General features: G+C 63.9%; 15 protein-coding genes and 3 pseudogenes. 9 read left to right on the forward strand and 9 right to left on the reverse strand.

Annotated elements, in window-relative coordinates:
• Positions 1-161: 161 nt before the first annotated feature.
• Positions 162-1,202 carry a murein transglycosylase A gene (gene mltA, locus ABFB10_RS09415; RefSeq protein ID WP_347166317.1) on the reverse strand — a complete coding sequence of 347 codons (1,041 nt, stop codon included), beginning with the start codon at positions 1,200-1,202 and terminating at the stop codon, positions 162-164.
• Positions 1,199-1,858 carry a Tim44/TimA family putative adaptor protein gene (locus ABFB10_RS09420; RefSeq protein WP_347166318.1) on the reverse strand — a complete coding sequence of 220 codons (660 nt, stop codon included), beginning with the start codon at positions 1,856-1,858 and terminating at the stop codon, positions 1,199-1,201. The genes mltA and ABFB10_RS09420 overlap by 4 nt, the downstream gene beginning before the upstream one ends.
• A gap of 104 nt (positions 1,859-1,962) precedes the next feature.
• Between ABFB10_RS09420 and ABFB10_RS09425 the strand changes: the two genes are divergently transcribed.
• Complete coding sequence (locus ABFB10_RS09425) at positions 1,963-2,469, forward strand: FxsA family protein (protein ID WP_347166319.1); 507 nt, start codon at positions 1,963-1,965, stop codon at positions 2,467-2,469.
• A gap of 57 nt (positions 2,470-2,526) precedes the next feature.
• Positions 2,527-3,030, forward strand: a complete 504-nt coding sequence (gene secB / locus ABFB10_RS09430; RefSeq protein ID WP_347166320.1) for a protein-export chaperone SecB — start codon at positions 2,527-2,529, stop codon at positions 3,028-3,030.
• 1 nt (position 3,031) lies between these two features.
• Here secB and dnaQ read toward each other — a convergent pair.
• From dnaQ to ABFB10_RS09450, 4 genes and pseudogenes are all read right to left on the reverse strand, one after another.
• Positions 3,032-3,722: pseudogene (gene dnaQ / locus ABFB10_RS09435) on the reverse strand (DNA polymerase III subunit epsilon).
• Positions 3,715-4,416 carry a dephospho-CoA kinase gene (coaE, locus tag ABFB10_RS09440; RefSeq protein ID WP_347166321.1) on the reverse strand — a complete coding sequence of 234 codons (702 nt, stop codon included), beginning with the start codon at positions 4,414-4,416 and terminating at the stop codon, positions 3,715-3,717. The pseudogene dnaQ and the gene coaE overlap by 8 nt, the downstream one beginning before the upstream one ends.
• Positions 4,373-5,146 carry a shikimate dehydrogenase gene (locus ABFB10_RS09445; RefSeq protein WP_347166322.1) on the reverse strand — a complete coding sequence of 258 codons (774 nt, stop codon included), beginning with the start codon at positions 5,144-5,146 and terminating at the stop codon, positions 4,373-4,375. The genes coaE and ABFB10_RS09445 overlap by 44 nt, the downstream gene beginning before the upstream one ends.
• Positions 5,143-5,742, reverse strand: coding sequence for a Maf family protein (locus tag ABFB10_RS09450; protein ID WP_347166323.1), 600 nt, complete (start codon positions 5,740-5,742; stop codon positions 5,143-5,145). Before ABFB10_RS09450 ends, ABFB10_RS09445 begins: the two co-directional genes overlap by 4 nt.
• Before the next feature lie 530 nt (positions 5,743-6,272).
• Here ABFB10_RS09450 and rho point away from each other — a divergent pair.
• The 6 genes and pseudogenes from rho to ABFB10_RS09480 all read left to right on the forward strand — a co-directional run bounded on the left by rho (position 6,273) and on the right by ABFB10_RS09480 (position 13,056).
• On the forward strand, positions 6,273-7,544 hold the full coding sequence (gene rho, locus ABFB10_RS09455) for a transcription termination factor Rho (RefSeq protein ID WP_347166324.1): 1,272 nt from the start codon (positions 6,273-6,275) through the stop codon (positions 7,542-7,544).
• A 7-nt stretch (positions 7,545-7,551) separates the two neighbouring features.
• Positions 7,552-8,838 carry a tRNA uridine-5-carboxymethylaminomethyl(34) synthesis GTPase MnmE gene (gene mnmE, locus ABFB10_RS09460; protein WP_347166325.1) on the forward strand — a complete coding sequence of 429 codons (1,287 nt, stop codon included), beginning with the start codon at positions 7,552-7,554 and terminating at the stop codon, positions 8,836-8,838.
• Positions 8,839-8,841: 3 nt separating this feature from the next.
• Positions 8,842-10,720, forward strand: a pseudogene (gene mnmG / locus ABFB10_RS09465) (tRNA uridine-5-carboxymethylaminomethyl(34) synthesis enzyme MnmG).
• Positions 10,717-11,337, forward strand: a complete 621-nt coding sequence (gene rsmG / locus ABFB10_RS09470; protein ID WP_347166326.1) for a 16S rRNA (guanine(527)-N(7))-methyltransferase RsmG — start codon at positions 10,717-10,719, stop codon at positions 11,335-11,337. The pseudogene mnmG and the gene rsmG overlap by 4 nt, the downstream one beginning before the upstream one ends.
• On the forward strand, positions 11,330-12,133 hold the full coding sequence (locus ABFB10_RS09475) for a ParA family protein (protein ID WP_347166327.1): 804 nt from the start codon (positions 11,330-11,332) through the stop codon (positions 12,131-12,133). Before rsmG ends, ABFB10_RS09475 begins: the two co-directional genes overlap by 8 nt.
• 17 nt (positions 12,134-12,150) lie before the next feature.
• The gene (locus ABFB10_RS09480; RefSeq protein WP_347166328.1) at positions 12,151-13,056 is read left to right on the forward strand and encodes a ParB/RepB/Spo0J family partition protein; all 906 of its coding nucleotides are present in this window, start codon (positions 12,151-12,153) and stop codon (positions 13,054-13,056) included.
• Between the two features lie 32 nt (positions 13,057-13,088).
• Here the strand turns inward: ABFB10_RS09480 and hemW are convergent, their stop codons facing one another.
• From hemW to rph, 3 genes and pseudogenes are all read right to left on the reverse strand, one after another.
• Complete coding sequence (gene hemW / locus ABFB10_RS09485; protein ID WP_347166329.1) at positions 13,089-14,174, reverse strand: radical SAM family heme chaperone HemW; 1,086 nt, start codon at positions 14,172-14,174, stop codon at positions 13,089-13,091.
• 31 nt (positions 14,175-14,205) lie between these two features.
• Positions 14,206-14,817, reverse strand: a complete 612-nt coding sequence (gene rdgB, locus ABFB10_RS09490) for an RdgB/HAM1 family non-canonical purine NTP pyrophosphatase (protein ID WP_347166330.1) — start codon at positions 14,815-14,817, stop codon at positions 14,206-14,208.
• A pseudogene (gene rph, locus ABFB10_RS09495) lies at positions 14,814-15,535 on the reverse strand (ribonuclease PH). Before rph ends, rdgB begins: the two are co-directional and overlap by 4 nt.
• Positions 15,536-15,640: 105 nt before the next feature.
• Between rph and hrcA the strand changes: the two are divergent.
• Positions 15,641-16,711: a heat-inducible transcriptional repressor HrcA gene (hrcA, locus tag ABFB10_RS09500; protein ID WP_347166331.1), complete on the forward strand. Its 1,071-nt coding sequence runs from the start codon at positions 15,641-15,643 to the stop codon at positions 16,709-16,711.

The following is a 16,711-nucleotide window of genomic DNA, read 5'->3' on the forward strand; positions in this document are numbered from 1 at the left end:
CGGCGGAGGCAAAGCGGCCGGTTCGGGGGACGAACCGACCGGTCTGGCGTCTTCGGATCCGGGGCCGGAGCCTTTGGCTTGGGCCGCCCCGGCAAGGCCTCTGTCTGCCGCGCCACCCGATGCCAGAGATCCAGCTCGTCCGTGCCGCAGTCGGCGGCGGCTCATTGCACCGCTTCCGGCAGCAGGGCATAGGCCCGTTGGATCGGCAGCAGCACCACCATGCGCCCGGGGTCCTTGACCTCTCCGGCCTCCGCCCCGGCCACCTCGCCGGTGCCAAAGAAGATATCCGCCCGCTGCGCGCCCTTGATGGCAGAGCCGGTGTCCTGCGCGATCATCAGCCGGTTCAGGGGGCTGTCGCCCTGCTTCTCGATCCAGACCGGGGCGCCCAGCGGCGTATAGGCAGGATCGACCGCGATCGACCGCATCGCGGTGATCGACCGGTTCATGGCCCCCGGGGGACCGCGATCCGCCGGAACCTCGCTAACCTCGCGAAAGAAGACATAAGAGGCGTTGTGGTACAGCAGTTCCTCTCCGATCAGCGGATTGCGCCGTACCCAGCTGCGGATCACCCGGGCGGAAACCTGATGCGCCTCGTAGATGCCGCGCCGCACCATTTCCTTGCCGATCGACCGATAGGGATGCCCGTTGAAACCGCCATAGCCGACGCGGATCGTGCGCCCGTCGGGAAAGCGCACGCGCCCGGACCCCTGGATTTGCAGGAAGAACAGCTCCACCGGGTCATCGACCCATGCGATTTCCAGCCCCCGGCCCTGCATCACGCCCGAGGTCAGGATCTCGCGCCGGGTGAACCAGGGCCGGGTCTCGGCGGCTTCTGGCGGCATGGCGTAGATCGGGTAACGGTAGGTTTCCGTCTCGTAGGGCGACCCGCGCAGTTCCGGCTCGAAGTAGCCGGTGAACAGCGCATCCGCGCCGTCGGTGATCATCACCGGACGGAACAGCAGTTCGAAGAACCCCTTCGCATCCCGCGTGTCCTCGGCGAAACCGCAAAGCGAGCGCCAGTCGGGATCGTCGAAGTCGCGGCAGGTGTTGCGAAACACCTCAAGCGCCGCAGCATGGTCATCCTCGGCCCATCCGGTCAGGTCCTCGAAATCGAGAACCGCGTAGACCGGCCCGCTCTCTGCATCAGAGCGGCCGGTCATGGCGGCAAGACCAAGGACAAGCGCAAGGATCAGTCGTGTCATTCGTCCGTGGCGACAAGCTGCCAGTTCGGATCAGAGGCGCCCATGGTGCGGGCATAGGTCCAGACGTCCTTCTGGCGCTTCACCGCCGTGGCAGAGCCTTCGACCACCTCGCCCTCGGCGTTCTTCACCACAGAGGTCAGTTCGGCCACGTAGCGCACGGTGATCTCGGCAAGGCCCGAAGTCTCGTCATAGCTGGCATCGGAAAGGGTCAGTTCCCGCACGCCGATGAAGGTCGCCTCGATGGTCAGCCCCTGCTCTTCCCGCTGGGCGACGACCTCTGCGAAGGTCTCGTAGACGTCTTCGGCCAGGAAGGGTTTCAAATCCTCCACCTTGCCGTTCTCGAAGCCCATCAGGATCATCTCGTAGGCGCCCCGCGCGCCCGAGAGGAATTCAGAGACCGAAAAGCTCGGCTCGACCTTCTTCATCGCGGCCAGCGCGTCGGCGGCATCGCTGCCTTCGGGGACATGGTCGACGATGTCGCGATCCGGTCCACCCTCGATCACTTCGAACCCGGCGCGGTTGCCGCGGGTTTCGGACGGGGCCGGCGCCGGGGGTTTCTCGAACCCCTCCCGCGTGCCGAGAACGCTGCGCAGGCGCAGTACGAGAAATATGGCAATTCCGGCGAGGACAAGCAGCTGGAGAATGGGGGAGTTCATCGTCACCTCTTGGCGGCGTACATGGAAACTTTGGTGTTGCCTTCCTATGTAGGTGAGGCACCGGGGCGAGTCCACCGGCGCCGCCCGACTTGGAGGACAGACACATGTGGCTTTTCGTAGCCTTCCTGATGGTTCCGCTGATCGAAATCGCCCTGTTCATTCAGGTCGGCGGTCTGATCGGCCTCTGGCCGACGCTGGGCGTGGTCATCGTGACCGCGATCCTCGGCACCTGGATGGTCCGGGCACAGGGCCGTCTGGCGATGAACGACCTGCGGCAAAGCTTCAACCGGCTGGAAGATCCCGGTGAGCCGCTGGCGCATGGCGCGATGATCCTCTTGTCGGGCGCGCTGCTGCTGACGCCGGGCTTTTTCACCGATACCGTGGGCTTTGCCCTGCTGATCCCGGCGGTGCGCGTCGCCATGTTCAAATGGCTGAAATCGCGGGTCACCGTGGCCTCGTTCCAGATGGGCGCGGATCCGCGCCACGACCCGCGTCACGGGCAGCACGACCCGCGCCACGATCCCCGGCCCGACGTGATCGAAGGCGAGTTCACCGAGGTCCGCCGCGAGAAGAAACCCAATCACCCCGGCTCTGGCTGGACCAGGCATTGAGCGCGCTGGCGCAGCCTGCTATGCGATGAGCCAAGTTGTACACGGGAGGCCAGAACAATGGCAGAAACGAACGGAGCGGACACGGCGCAGCAGCCGCAAGCGCCTAAGATGAACGTCCTCGCACAATTCATTCGCGATCTTTCCTTCGAGAATATTCTCTCGACCAAGGGTGTCAGCGGCGAGGTGACGCCCGACGTTCAGGTTCAGGTGAACCTCGACGCCAAGAAGCGCCCCACCGACAACCAGTACGAAGTCGTGATGAAGCTGAAGGTCGAGTCCAAGGCCAAGGACAGCGGCGCGCATCTCTTCGTGCTCGAGCTGGAATATGCCGGCGTCTTCCACATCGAGAACGTCCCGGAAGAGCAGCTGCACCCCTTCCTGCTGATCGAATGCCCGCGGATGCTGTTCCCCTTCGTGCGCCGCATCGTGTCCGACGTGTCGCGCGACGGTGGTTTCCCGCCGCTGAACCTGGAAACGATCGACTTCCTTGCGCTGTATCGCAACGAACTGCAGCGCCGTCAGGCCGCGCAGAAAAGCGAAACGCCGGTGGCGCAGGCCTAAATCAGGTCTTCGTCCAAAGGGCCTCGGGCCCAAGCTTGGCGACAAAGGCGGCGTGAGCCGCCTTTTCCGTTTCCGACAGGCGCGACGGCAGCGGCGTGGGCCGGGGTTTCGAGCCGCCAGTCGCTGTCGGACTCGCCGTTCGCGGATTTCGTCTGCACCGGCGTCAGCACAAGGTCGGGCTGCTTGCCGCCGATCAGTTCAAGGTAGACCTCGGCAAGGATCTCGCTGTCCAGAAGCGCGCCGTGCAGGGTCCGCGACGAGTTGTCGATGCCGAAGCGTCGGCACAGCGCATCCAGCGAGGCAGGCGAACCCGGAAACCGGCGCCGCGCGATGTCCAGCGTATCGATGGCGCAATCGGCGGCCAGCAGCGGACGCTTGGCCCACCGCAGTTCGGCGTTCAGGAATTTCACGTCGAAGGCGGCGTTGTGGATCACCAGCTTCGACTCGCCGATGAAGGCGCGGAACTCGTCGACGATCTTCGCGAAAACCGGCTTGTCGCGCAGGAAATCGTCACCCAGCCCATGCACCGCGAAGGCCTCTGCCGGCATGGCGCGTTCCGGGTTGATGTACTGGTGGTAAGTCTTGCCGGTCGGCATGTGGTTGTACAGCTCGACCGCGCCGATTTCGACGATGCGGTCGCCCTGCTCGGGCTCGAAGCCCGTGGTCTCGGTATCGAGAACGATCTCACGCATGATCTTTCCCCAGTCTGGCCCGGATGTCCCTCAGGACGTTCTGCACCTGTCGGCGCGCGGTCTCAAGCGTATCGGTCTCGATGACGTAGGTGGCGCGGCGGCATTTCTCGGCATTGGGCATCTGGCGCGACAGAATGGTCTCCAGATCCTCTGCCGTCATGGTCCCACGGGCCAGCACCCGCTCGCGCTGCACCTCTGGCGCGACGGTGACGCAGGCGGTCGAGTCCATCTCGGCATCGCCGCCGGTCTCGAACAGCAGCGGAATGTCGAAGACCGTCACCTCGCTGGTCGCGGCGGCGGCAAAGGTCTCGCGGTCCTGCCGGGCCAGCGGATGCACGATGGCCTCGATCCGCGCCAGCGCGGTCTTGTCCGACGCGATCACCGACCGCAGCCGGTCGCGCGACACCGCGCCCGCGTCAATCGCCTCGGGAAAGGCCCGGGCCAGCGGTTCGACCGCCGCCCCGCCCTTTGCATACAGGCGGTGTACAGCCGCATCCGCATCCCAGACGGCACAGCCCTCTGCCGCGAACATCTGCGCGGTTGTCGACTTGCCCATGCCGATAGAGCCGGTCAGGCCAAGGCGAAAGCTCATCCCGAGGATGGCCTTGCGCGTGGCCTCGTCGACCTCGGGACGGGTGCCGAACCAGCGCTCAAACCCGGGTACGGCCTGATGCAACAGCATGCCCAGTGCCATCGACGGTCCGGGCGCCCTGCTCTTTCGCCTCGCGCAGCAGCCGGGTTTCCAGCGGCGTGTAAACAAGGTCCGTGACCAGCATGCCCGGGCCGATGGCATCCAGCGGCACGCGAAGCTCGGGCTTGCCCGTCATGCCCAGAGAGGTGGTATTGACCACGGTGGCGCAGCCCTCGACGATATTGCCCGCCTGCACCCAGTCATAGACCTGCACCTTGTTGCCGAAATCCTCGCGCAGCTTCTCGGCGCGCGGACGGGTGCGGTTGGTCAGCCGGATCTCGGGCACGCCCACGTCGAGCAGCGAGGCAACGATAGCCCGCGCCGCGCCGCCTGCCCCGAAGACCGTTGCAGGCCCGGCCTCGGGCTGCCAGTCCGGCGCCGACTGGCGCAGGTTCTCGACAAAGCCGTAGCCATCGGTGTTGTCCGCATGAATCAACCCGTCCTTGCGGAAGATCAGCGTGTTCGCGGCGCCGATCAGCGTTGCGCGGTCGGACACCTGGTCGGCGATCTCCATCACCTTTTCCTTGTAGGGAATGGTGACGTTCAGCCCGACGAAACCCAGTTCGGGCAAAAGGCGCAGGGTCTCTTCCAGCCGCTCGGCGGGGACCTCCATCGGGATATAATGGCCCGGCATGCCGTATTTGCGCAGCCAGTGGCGAAACAGGCGCGGCGAACGGGAATGCGCGATCGGGGAACCGATGACGGCGGCCAGCGGGATACGGGAGAGGGTCATGCGGGTATGCTGCCTCGTATCGAGAGAAAATTCAGAAGTTCCAGAAGCGGAAGGCCGAGGATGGTGAAATGGTCGCCTTCGATGCGCGCGAACAGCCGGACACCTTCGGATTCGAGCTTGTAGCCCCCAACCGAGGCACCGACATCGGGCCAGTTCCGGTCCAGGTATTGGGTCAGGTAGTCGTCGGACACCGCACGCATGGTCAGGCGCGCAGTCCCGACATGGCGCCAGATTGCCCGGCCCTCGTGGTAAAGCACCGCGGCGGACAGCAGCCGATGGGTCTGCCCGCGCAGCATCTCGACCTGGGCGCGGGCCTCTTCGCAGCTTTCCGGCTTGGAAATCACCCGGCGGTCGAACTCCAGAACCTGATCGCAGCCAAGGACAAGCGCCTCGGGACACTTCCGGGCCACCTTCTGCGCCTTGGCCTCGGCCAGAGCGTCGGCAATGTCGCGAGGATTCGCGCCCTCATGCATCAGCGACGCCTTTATCGCCTCTTCATCGACCCGTGGCGATTCGATCTGAATGGTCAGACCGGCCTTTCGAAGCAGTTCCGCCCGCGTCGAAGAGCCGGAAGCGAGGACAAGGTCGAGATTCATGGGGACAACTTCGGGGACAGGTTTGTGTGGCACTGTGCGATGGTTCTGAGGAAAAACCCAAGCGGTTGCAAGGCTGGGGGCGGTTTCCGCGGTTTTCAGCCGGTTTCCCGAAGCTGTGGACCTGTGGGAGAGGATAACTCGCCAACCATGGAACATCGTCTCTGACGCCCTGTTGCGCCCAGGGTTATCCACAGGTCAATGATCCGGTGAATACCGATATAAGTCGCTGCCCTAAAATCAAAATTTTTTACATGTTCTTCCACGTCCAGAAATGTTGCACAAGGTTTTCCCCAGCCCTGTTCCCTGTGGGCGACTGCAAGGACATATCAAGGATCCACAGGAAATCGCCGCACAACACACTTCAAAATCCTTTCATCTTTTCTATTTATTCAGTGTTCCAAGGCTTCCGGCATTCAGCGTTGACTTGCATGGTCCCGGTGGTCTAGCACCCTTCCCAGCTTCGGTCCCGAAGCGGTCTTCCCCTATTCATAGAAAAGCAGAGCCTCCTGCCGGTTCTGACAGAGTGTCCCATGAGTGAAGAAAAGCTGAACCTCGCCGATCTGAAGGCGCAGTCTCCGAAGGATCTTCTGGCCATGGCCGAAGAACTGGAGATCGAGAACGCCTCGACCATGCGCAAGGGCGAGATGATGTTCCAGATCCTGCGCGAGCGGGCGGACGACGGCTGGCAGATCTTCGGCGACGGGGTGCTGGAGGTGCTACAGGACGGTTTTGGCTTCCTGCGCTCGCCCGAGGCCAACTACCTGCCGGGCCCGGACGATATCTATGTCTCGCCCGACATGATCCGGAAGCACTCTCTGCGGACCGGGGACAGCATAGAGGGCGAGATCCGCGCACCGGACAACGATGAGCGCTATTTCGCCCTGGTGGCCGTGTCGAAGATCAACTTCGAGGATCCCGAGCGCGCGCGCCACAAGATCGCCTTCGACAACCTGACGCCACTCTACCCCGACGAGCGCCTGAAGATGGAGATCGAGGATCCTACCATCAAGGACCGCTCTGCGCGGATCATCGACCTGGTCGCACCCATCGGCAAAGGCCAGCGCTCGCTGATCGTGGCGCCGCCGCGCACCGGTAAGACGGTGCTCTTGCAGAACATCGCCAACTCGATCGAGAAGAACCACCCCGAGTGCTACCTGATCGTCCTGCTGATCGACGAACGCCCGGAAGAAGTCACCGACATGCAGCGTTCGGTGAAGGGCGAGGTCGTGTCCTCGACCTTCGACGAACCGGCACAGAGGCACGTGGCCGTGTCCGAGATGGTCATCGAGAAGGCCAAGAGGCTTGTGGAACACAAGCGAGATGTAGTCATCCTTCTGGACTCCATCACAAGACTTGGTAGAGCCTTCAACACTGTGGTGCCCTCCTCCGGCAAAGTTCTGACCGGCGGTGTCGACGCGAATGCCCTGCAGCGGCCCAAGCGCTTCTTCGGCGCGGCGCGCAACATCGAGGAAGGCGGCTCGCTGACGATCATTGCGACGGCGCTGATCGACACGGGCTCGCGCATGGACGAGGTGATCTTCGAAGAATTCAAGGGCACCGGCAACTCCGAGATCGTGCTGGACCGGAAGGTGGCGGACAAGCGGGTCTTCCCGGCGCTGGACATCCTCAAGTCCGGCACCCGGAAAGAGGATCTTCTGGTCGACAAGACGGATCTGCAAAAGACCTTTGTCCTGCGTCGTATCCTGAACCCGATGGGCACGACGGACGCGGTCGAATTCCTGATCTCGAAGCTGAAGCAGACCAAGACGAATTCGGAATTCTTCGACTCCATGAACAGCTGAGGCTGCTATGGACACCATCTACGCGCTTGCAAGCGCACCGGGCCGGGCGGGCGTTTCCATCGTGCGCCTCTCTGGCCCGAATGCCTGGGCGGTCGTCGACGGGATGGCCGCGCCCCTGCCCCGACCGCGGCAGGCCGCTTTGCGTGTTCTTCGCGACCAGGACGGTGCCTTTCTGGATCAGGCACTTGTCCTGATTTTCGAAGAAGGCGGCAGCTTTACCGGCGAACCGGTTGCGGAATTTCACCTGCATGGCAGCATCGCGGTTCAGCGGGCTGTGCTGCGGGCGATCGGCGCCTTTCCGGGACTGCGCCTGGCGGAGCCCGGCGAGTTCACCCGCCGGGCGCTGGAAACCGGCAGCATGGATCTGACACAGGTCGAGGGTCTGTCCGACCTGATCGATGCCGAGACAGAGGTTCAAAGGCAGCAAGCCCTGAAAGTTCTGTCCGGCGATCTGGGTGCACGGGTGCATGACTGGAGGCGCAGCCTTGTGCGGGCGGCCTCGCTTCTCGAAGCGACCATCGACTTTGCCGACGAAGACGTGCCCGTGGATGTATCCGACGAGGTGCGCGATCTTGTGACCTCTGTCCTGAGAGAGGTGAAGACAGAGCTGGCCGGGTTGACCGTCGCCGAGCGAATTCGCACCGGTTTCGAGGTTGCCATCGTCGGCCCACCGAACGCCGGCAAGTCGACCTTGCTGAACCACCTTGCCGGGCGCGAGGCGGCCATCACCTCCGAGATTGCCGGGACGACTCGGGACGTGCTCGAAGTTCGGATGGATATCAACGGGTTGCCGGTTGTGGTTCTGGATACCGCCGGGCTGCGCGATACAACGGATACGGTAGAGGCCATCGGCGTGGCCCGCGCCCGGGCGCGGGCCGACGACGCGGACCTGAGGGTTCATCTGGTTCCGCCCGGCGAGGCACCCATGATCGCGGTCCGGCCCGGGGATCTGGTTTTGACCGCGAAACAGGACCACCCTGTCGACGGGATCAACGGCATCTCCGGCCAGACCGGGCATGGTGTCGAGGCCCTGCAACGGCATATTCAAGAGACACTTGCAGAACGTGTCCAGCGGGTCAGCCTTTCGTCGCGAGAACGCCACCGGATCATGCTGGAAGACGGCGGATCTCTTCTTGCCGACGCCTTGGACCTTTTGCAGGACGGTCCCGACCTGTATGATGTGGTCAGCGAGAACGTGCGAGTCGCGGCCCGTCGAATGGAGAGCCTTCTTGGCTACGTCGATGTGGAACACTTGCTGGACGAGATCTTCGCCAATTTTTGTGTCGGCAAGTAAGGAGTGTTTCACGTGAAACATTGCGACTTCGATGTGATCGTCGTGGGCGGCGGACATGCCGGAACAGAGGCGGCCGCCGCTGCCGCCCGCATGGGAGTACGGACCGCCTTGGTGACGCTCCGCGCCTCGGACCTTGGCGTGATGTCGTGTAATCCGGCGATTGGCGGGCTTGGCAAAGGCCACCTTGTTCGCGAGATCGACGCGCTGGACGGGATCATGGGGCGCGTGGCGGATGCGGTCGGGATCCAGTTCCGCCTCTTGAACCGCCGCAAGGGTCCAGCTGTGCAAGGTCCCCGCGCGCAAGCGGATCGTGCCCTTTACGCGCAGGCGATGCAGAAGACCCTCGCGGATATCGACGGATTGCAGGTGGTTGTCGGCGAGGTCATCGACTTCTCTCTGCAGGCCGACCGCGTCACCGGGATCGTCTTGGCGGATGGCACGACCCTCTCTTCCAGGACGGTTGTCTTGACCAGCGGCACCTTCCTGAATGGTGTCATCCACATCGGCGACCAGAAGACGCCGGGCGGTCGCATGGGCGACAAACCATCCAACCGTCTGGCGGATCGCATGCGCGCGCTTGATCTGCCCACCGGTCGTCTGAAAACGGGCACCCCGCCCCGCTTGGACGGCAAGACGATTGACTGGGACCGGCTGGACATGCAGCCCGGCGACGACGATCCCGTGATGTTCAGCTTTATGAACAGCCGTCCCGTCGCGCGTCAGGTGTCCTGCGGCATCACACATACGTCAGTTCAAACCCATGAAATCATTCGCGAAAATCTAAACCGCTCGGCCATGTACGGCGGGCATATCGACGGCGTCGGGCCGCGCTACTGCCCCTCGATCGAGGATAAAGTGGTACGCTTCGCGGAGAAGGATTCGCATCAGGTCTTCCTGGAACCCGAAAGCCTCTCCAATTCCACGATCTATCCCAACGGGATTTCCACCTCCCTGCCGCAAGAGGTTCAGGAAGCCTATGTTCGGACCATCGTCGGGCTGGAGCAGGCCGAGATCCTGCAGCCGGGCTATGCCATCGAATACGATTATGTCGACCCCAGAGCTTTGCAATCGACGCTCGCGCTGCGGGCCATGAAAGGCCTCTATCTCGCCGGCCAGATCAATGGTACGACCGGCTACGAAGAGGCTGCGGCCCAGGGATTGATCGCGGGTCTGAATGCCGCTTGTGAAAGCCTCGATCGACAACCGTTCGTGATGTGCCGGTCCGACGGCTATATCGGTGTCATGCTCGACGACCTTACGACCCGTGGTGTGACCGAACCCTACCGGATGTTCACCAGCCGCGCTGAATTCCGTCTGAGCCTGCGGGCAGACAATGCCGATCAGCGGCTGACGCCTCTTGGCGCGGAGCTGGGCTGTGTTTCCGAGACACGAAAGCAACATTTCAACGAAAAGATGGACCGGCTGGACCGCGGTACGTGAGGCCCTGCGCGCGCACAGTGTGTCTTCCTCCGAATTGCGCGCGCTTGGTGTTTCAGTCAACGCGGATGGGACAAGACGCACGGCCTATCAGGCCCTGTCCTTGAAGGACGTCGGTTTCGAGCAGATCAGAGGTCTCAGTGCGGCGTTTGCCGAGATTGACGAAGTGACGGGTGCGCAGATCGAGAAGGAAGCGCTTTACGCGAATTATATCGACCGCCAGTCGCGGGACGTGGAATCCCTGCGCCGCGACGAAAACCTTCGGATTCCTGCCGATTTTGACTACGATTCGCTGTCGAGTCTGTCGACAGAGCTGAAAGGAAAGCTGAAGGCCACCCGCCCCGAGTCTCTTGCCCAGGCGGCGCGGGTGGATGGCATGACGCCCGCGGCCCTGACCCTTGTGCTGGCGAAGCTTCGGCAGCGTGATCGGAGCAAGAGCGCGTGACTCCAGTTCTCGAAGAGGCGTTCCCCAATGTTTCACGTGAAACACGCGAACGCCTGGCCCTTTACGATTCGCTTCTGAAAAAGTGGAACCCGGTGATCAACCTGGTGTCCCCGAGCACGCTCACAGCAGCGGTTGACCGCCATTTTCGCGATTCAGCGCAGGTCTTTGCCCTCGCTGATCTGGATTGGCGCCGCTGGACAGACCTGGGGTCCGGGGGCGGCTTCCCGGGGCTGGTCGTTGCGATCCTTGCCGCAGGCGCCGGGCACCCGGGGCGCGTGACGCTTGTGGAATCCGATCAACGCAAGGCAACCTTCCTGAGAACCGTGGCTCGTGAAACCGGCGTGCCCGTCGAGGTTCAGGCCAGCCGGATCGAGGCCCTTCCGCCGCAGGCCAGCGATGTGATCTCTGCCCGGGCCCTGGCACCCCTGCCCGCTTTGTTCCGCCTTGCGCATCCGCACCTGGCCCGGAACGCGACGGCCCTGTTTCACAAGGGTGCGGGTTGGAAAAAGGAGCTGGATGACGCGCGCGCAGAATGGCGTTTTGATGCCAAATCGCATACAAGCGAGACAAGCCCCGAAGCCGTCGTTTTGGAAGTGAGAGAGCTTTCCCATGTCTGATCCCACCCGGCCCGCCGGTCCCAAAATCATCGCCATCGCGAACCAGAAAGGCGGCGTGGGCAAGACCACCACGACGATCAATCTGGGCGCGGCCCTGTGCGAAATGGGGCACAGGGTGCTCGTCGTCGATCTGGATCCGCAGGGCAATGCCTCCACCGGGCTTGGTGTCGATGATCGCCCCTATACCACCTATGACCTGCTGCTCGACGATGTCGATCTGTCTCAGGTGATCCTGCCGACGGGGACGGAAAACCTGTCGCTCATTCCGGCGACCGTGGACCTCAGCTCTGCGGATATCGAGTTGTTTTCAAACGAAAAACGCAGCTTTCTGCTGCACGATTCCCTGCGTCAGAAAGGCATCGACGCGTTCCGGTTCGACGTCATCCTCATCGATTGCCCGCCCTCTCTCAACCTTCTGACGGTCAATGCGATGGTGGCCGCCCACTCTGTCCTGGTGCCCCTGCAAAGCGAATTCTTTGCCCTTGAAGGGCTGTCGCAACTGATGCTGACGATCCGCGAGGTGCGGCAAAGCGCCAACCCGGATCTGCGGATCGAAGGCGTGGTGATGACGATGTACGACGCCCGCAACAACCTGTCCCAGCAGGTCGAAGCCGATGCCCGGGCCAATCTTGGGGATCTCGTGTTCCGAACCGTGATCCCGCGCAATGTCCGGGTGTCCGAGGCGCCGTCCTACGCCCTGCCGGTGCTGGCCTATGACGGTTCGTCGAAGGGCGCAGCGGCCTATCGGGCGCTGGCGCAGGAATTGCTCGCAAAAAACGAAAAACGCGCGGCCTGAGTCGCGAAGGAGAGAACATGGCGGAACGCAAGGAACAACGTCGGGGATTGGGGCGCGGGCTGTCCGCACTGATGGCGGATGTCGCGCCGGTTGAGCAGGAAAGCCAGACTGATGCGCCCCGGCGGCCGGATCGTGTGCTTCCGGTAGAGCTGATCTCGCCGAACCCGGACCAGCCCCGGCGCACGTTCACGCAGTCGCAGCTGGATGATCTGGCCAATTCCATCCGGACCAAGGGCGTTATCCAGCCGCTGATCGTCCGCACCGATCCGGCCCAGCCCGACCGTTTCCAGATCGTTGCGGGGGAACGGCGCTGGCGCGCGGCCCAGATGGCGCAATTGCACGAGGTTCCCGTCCTCGTGCGCGATCTCGACGACACCGAAGTTCTTGAAATTGCGATCATCGAGAACATCCAGCGCGCCGATCTGAACCCGATCGAAGAGGCCGCCGGCTATCGGCAGCTGATGTTCAAATTCGGCCATACGCAGGAAAAGCTGGCGGAAGCCCTCGGCAAAAGCCGGAGCCATATTGCCAACCTCCTGCGCCTTTTGAACCTGCCGGAAACGGTGCAGGAAATGGTCACCGCCGGAGAGCTGAGTGCCGGCCACGCCCGTACGCTGGTCACCGCGCGCGACCCGGAAAGCCTGGCCCAGACCATCGTCAGCAAGGGCCTGTCGGTCCGCGAGGCAGAGCGTCTGGCAAAGGGCGGCGAGGCCCCGGCCCCGCGCCGGCAGCCCGATCCGGCCAGTTACAGCTTTGACAAGGACGCCGATACCAAGGCGCTGGAAGCCGATCTGTCGGCAGCCCTGGGCATGAAAGTGCAGATCGATCACAAGCCGGGGCAGGAAAAAGGGCGGGTGAGTATTGCCTACGACACGCTCGAGCAGCTCGATGTGCTGTGTAGCATTCTCAGCCGCCCGTCCTGAGGATCAGGGCAAAAGCTCGGAAATCACCGCATTCAGGACCATGCGCCCCTTTGGCGTGGTCCTGATCCCTGATCCGCCTGCGTCAGCAGGCCAAGATCGACCAGATCCTGCAGCTTGCCTTCAGGGGCCGCAGCGGGATCCAGTCTGCGCAAGCGTACCAAATCCAGTGGTTCAGAGATTCTAAGCCCCATCATAAGGTATTCTGCGGCCATATCCGCCGCGGATAGGGTTTCGCGGGACTCTTCCCCGCTTCCGGCCTCGGCGGCGGCGATCCAGCGGCCCGGCGCCATATGCGCGACGCGCCCCTGACGGAGGCCGCCAATGGACAGGCGCCCGTGCGCCCCGGGGCCAACGCCGACCCAGTCACCCTGCCGCCAGTAAATCAGGTTGTGCCGCGATTCAGCACCGGGCCTTGCGTGGTTCGAGACCTCGTAGGCGGCCATCCCGGCCTCGCCACACAGGTCCTGCGTCAGCTCGTACATGTCGGCGGCTAGATCGTCGCCGGGCAGGCCGCGCAGGCGCCCCACCTGCGCCCGGTCCCAGAAGGCGGTGCCGGGTTCGATGGTCAGCTGGTACAGCGACAGATGGTCGGCGGCCATTTCCAGCGCCTCGCGCAGCTCGCTTCGCCAGTCGTCCAGCCCCTGCCCCTGCCGTGCATAGATCAGGTCAAAGCTGACGCGGTCGAATTCCGCCCGGGCCACCTCCACCGCCTTGCGGGCCTCTGCGACGTCGTGCAGGCGGCCCAGCCGCCGCAGGTCGTCCTCGCGCAGCGACTGGACCCCAAGGGACACCCGGTTCACCCCGGCCTCGCGAAAGCCGCGGAACTTCGCCGCCTCGACCGACCGGGGGTTGGCCTCCAGCGTGATCTCGATGTCGTTGGAAAAGGTCCAGGCCGTGCGCGCCGCCTCGATCACGGCGGCCACGGTTTCCGGCGCCATCAGCGAGGGTGTCCCGCCGCCGAAGAAGATCGAGGTCAGCACCCGGCCCGGCGTTTCCTCTGCGGCGCGCCGGACTTCGGCGGCAAGGGCGCGGGCCCAGCGGGACTGGTCAATCTCGCGCGTGACATGCGAGTTGAAGTCGCAATAGGGGCATTTGGCCTCGCAAAAGGGCCAATGCACGTACAGGCCAAAGCCCCCGATTTGCCAGGTTTCAGGCAAAGCAGCCCGCCACGAATTTGCGGAAGGCATCGGCGCGATGGCTGATGCGGTTCTTTTCCCAGCGATCCATCTCGCCGAAGGTCACGTCGTAGCCCTGGGGCTGGAAGATCGGGTCGTAGCCGTGGCCCTGATCGCCGCGCATGGGCCAGACCACCTGCCCTTCCATCACGCCCGGAAAGACCTCGTCGTGGCCGTCGGGCCATGCCAGCACCAGCGTACAGCAAAACCGCGCCGTCCAGGGCTGCGGTGCGCCGCTTTGCACCAGCTTGTCGTGCGACTTGGTCATGGCCATCACGAAGTCCCGGCCATTGGGCGTTTCCGCCCAATCCGCCGTGTAGACGCCCGGTGCCTTGTCCAGCGCGTCGATCTCGATGCCGGAATCGTCCGACAGCGCGGGAAGGCCGGTGGCCCGGGCCGCCGCATGGGCCTTGGTCCGGGCGTTCTCGACAAAGGTGGTGCCGTCTTCGACCGGTTCGGGCAGGTTCATCTCTGCCGCGCCCACCACCGAAACCCCGTAGGGTTTCAGCAGGTCGGCGATCTCTTCCAGCTTGCCCTTGTTGTGGGTGGCGACCAGAAGCCGGTCGCCCTGAAACCGCCGTGTCATGCGGTCGCCGCCAGCTGTGCCTGAACCAGCTCCTGCACACCCTTCTCGGCCAGATCCATCAGCTGGCCCATCTGGTCGCGGCTGAAGACAGAGCCCTCGGCGCTCATCTGCACCTCGATCAGGGACCCGTCGCCGCGCAGGATGAAGTTGCCGTCGACGCCCGCCTCGCTGTCCTCGGGGTAGTCGAGGTCCAGCACCGGCTGCCCGGCATAGATGCCGCAGCTGACCGCCGCGACCGGCGAGATCAGCGGGTCGGTCACGATGTCACGCGCCTTCAGCAGCTTGTTCACCGCCAGCCGCAGGGCCACCCAGCCGCCGGTGATCGCGGCGCAGCGGGTGCCGCCATCGGCACTGGATCACGTCGCAGTCGACGGTGATCTGGCGTTCGCCAAGCGCGTTGCGGTCGACACCGGCGCGCAGCGCGCGGCCGATCAGGCGCTGGATCTCCACCGTGCGCCCGCCCTGCTTGCCCGATGCGGCCTCGCGCCGCATCCGCGACGAGGTCGAACGCGGCAGCATGCCGTATTCCGCCGTCACCCAGCCACTGGCCAGAGCCCTTGATAAACGGGGGAACCCGCTCTTCCAGAGAGGCGGTGCACAGCACATGGGTGTCGCCCATCTTGATCAGGCACGACCCTTCGGCGTGCTTGGTCACGTTGGTCTCGATTGAAACCGCGCGCATTTCGCTTAAATCTCGTCCTGACGGTACGCATGTCATGTCCTTCCTTGAGCTAACTCGGGATAATCCCGGCCCTGCCCCCGGTGCAACCCCGATTGACGCGGCCCATGACCCGTCTTTAATGACAGCAAGACGAGGCGAGCGATGAAAGAAAGAGCGGAAATCCTGTCCCAGATGAACGACCGTTCGCGCGAGGTGTTTCGCCGCGTGGTCGAGGGCTATCTGGAAAACGGCGAGCCGGTGGGCTCGCGGACCCTGACGCGCAGTCTGTCGGAAAAGGTCTCTGCCGCGACCATCCGCAATGTCATGCAGGACCTCGAATTCCTTGGCCTGCTCGACAGCCCGCATGTCTCTGCCGGGCGTGTGCCGACGCATCTGGGCCTGCGCATGTTCGTCGACAGCCTGCTGGAAGTGCGCGACCTCGATGACGAGGATCGGGTCAAGCTGGACGCCACCGCCGGGACCAATCTGGGCGACGTGGGCGGGCTGCTGGATCAGGTCGGCTCTGCCCTGTCGGGGGTCACGCAGGGCGCGTCGCTGGTGCTGACGCCGAAACACGAGGCGCCGCTGAAGCATATCGAGTTCGTCAGCCTTGCGCAGGACCGCGCGCTGGTGGTGATCGTCTTTGCCGACGGCCATGTGGAAAACCGCGTCTTCACGCCGCCGCCCGGGCAGACGCCGTCCTCGATGCGCGAGGCGGCGAATTTCGTGAACGCCCTGCTGGAGGGCCGGACCCTGTCGGACCTGCGCCGGGTCATGGCCTCCGAGATTGCCCGCCGCCGTCAGGAGCTGGACACGCTGGCCGCCGACCTGATCGACGCGGGCATCGCCGTCTGGGATCAGCCGGGCCACAGCACCGAACGGCTGATCGTGCGGGGCCGGGCAGATCTGCTGGGCGACGAATCCGCCGAGGAAGAGCTGGACCGCATCCGCAGCCTGTTTGACGACCTCGAGCGCAAGCGCGATATCGCCGAGTTCCCGGAACTGACCGACGAGGGCGAAGGGGTCCGCATTTTTATCGGGTCCGAGAACAAACTTTTCTCACTTTCGGGTTCCTCTTTGGTGGTCTCTCCATATATGAACGCGGACCGAAAGATCATCGGCGCGGTTGGGGTCATCGGACCCACGCGCCTCAACTACGGGCGCATCGTTCCCATCGTGGATTACACGGCCCAACTGGTCGGACGCCTGCTGTCCGGGCAGAGTCAGAGGTGA

It is taken from the genome of Ponticoccus litoralis (assembly GCF_039769985.1).
Taxonomy (GTDB): domain Bacteria; phylum Pseudomonadota; class Alphaproteobacteria; order Rhodobacterales; family Rhodobacteraceae; genus Ponticoccus; species Ponticoccus litoralis.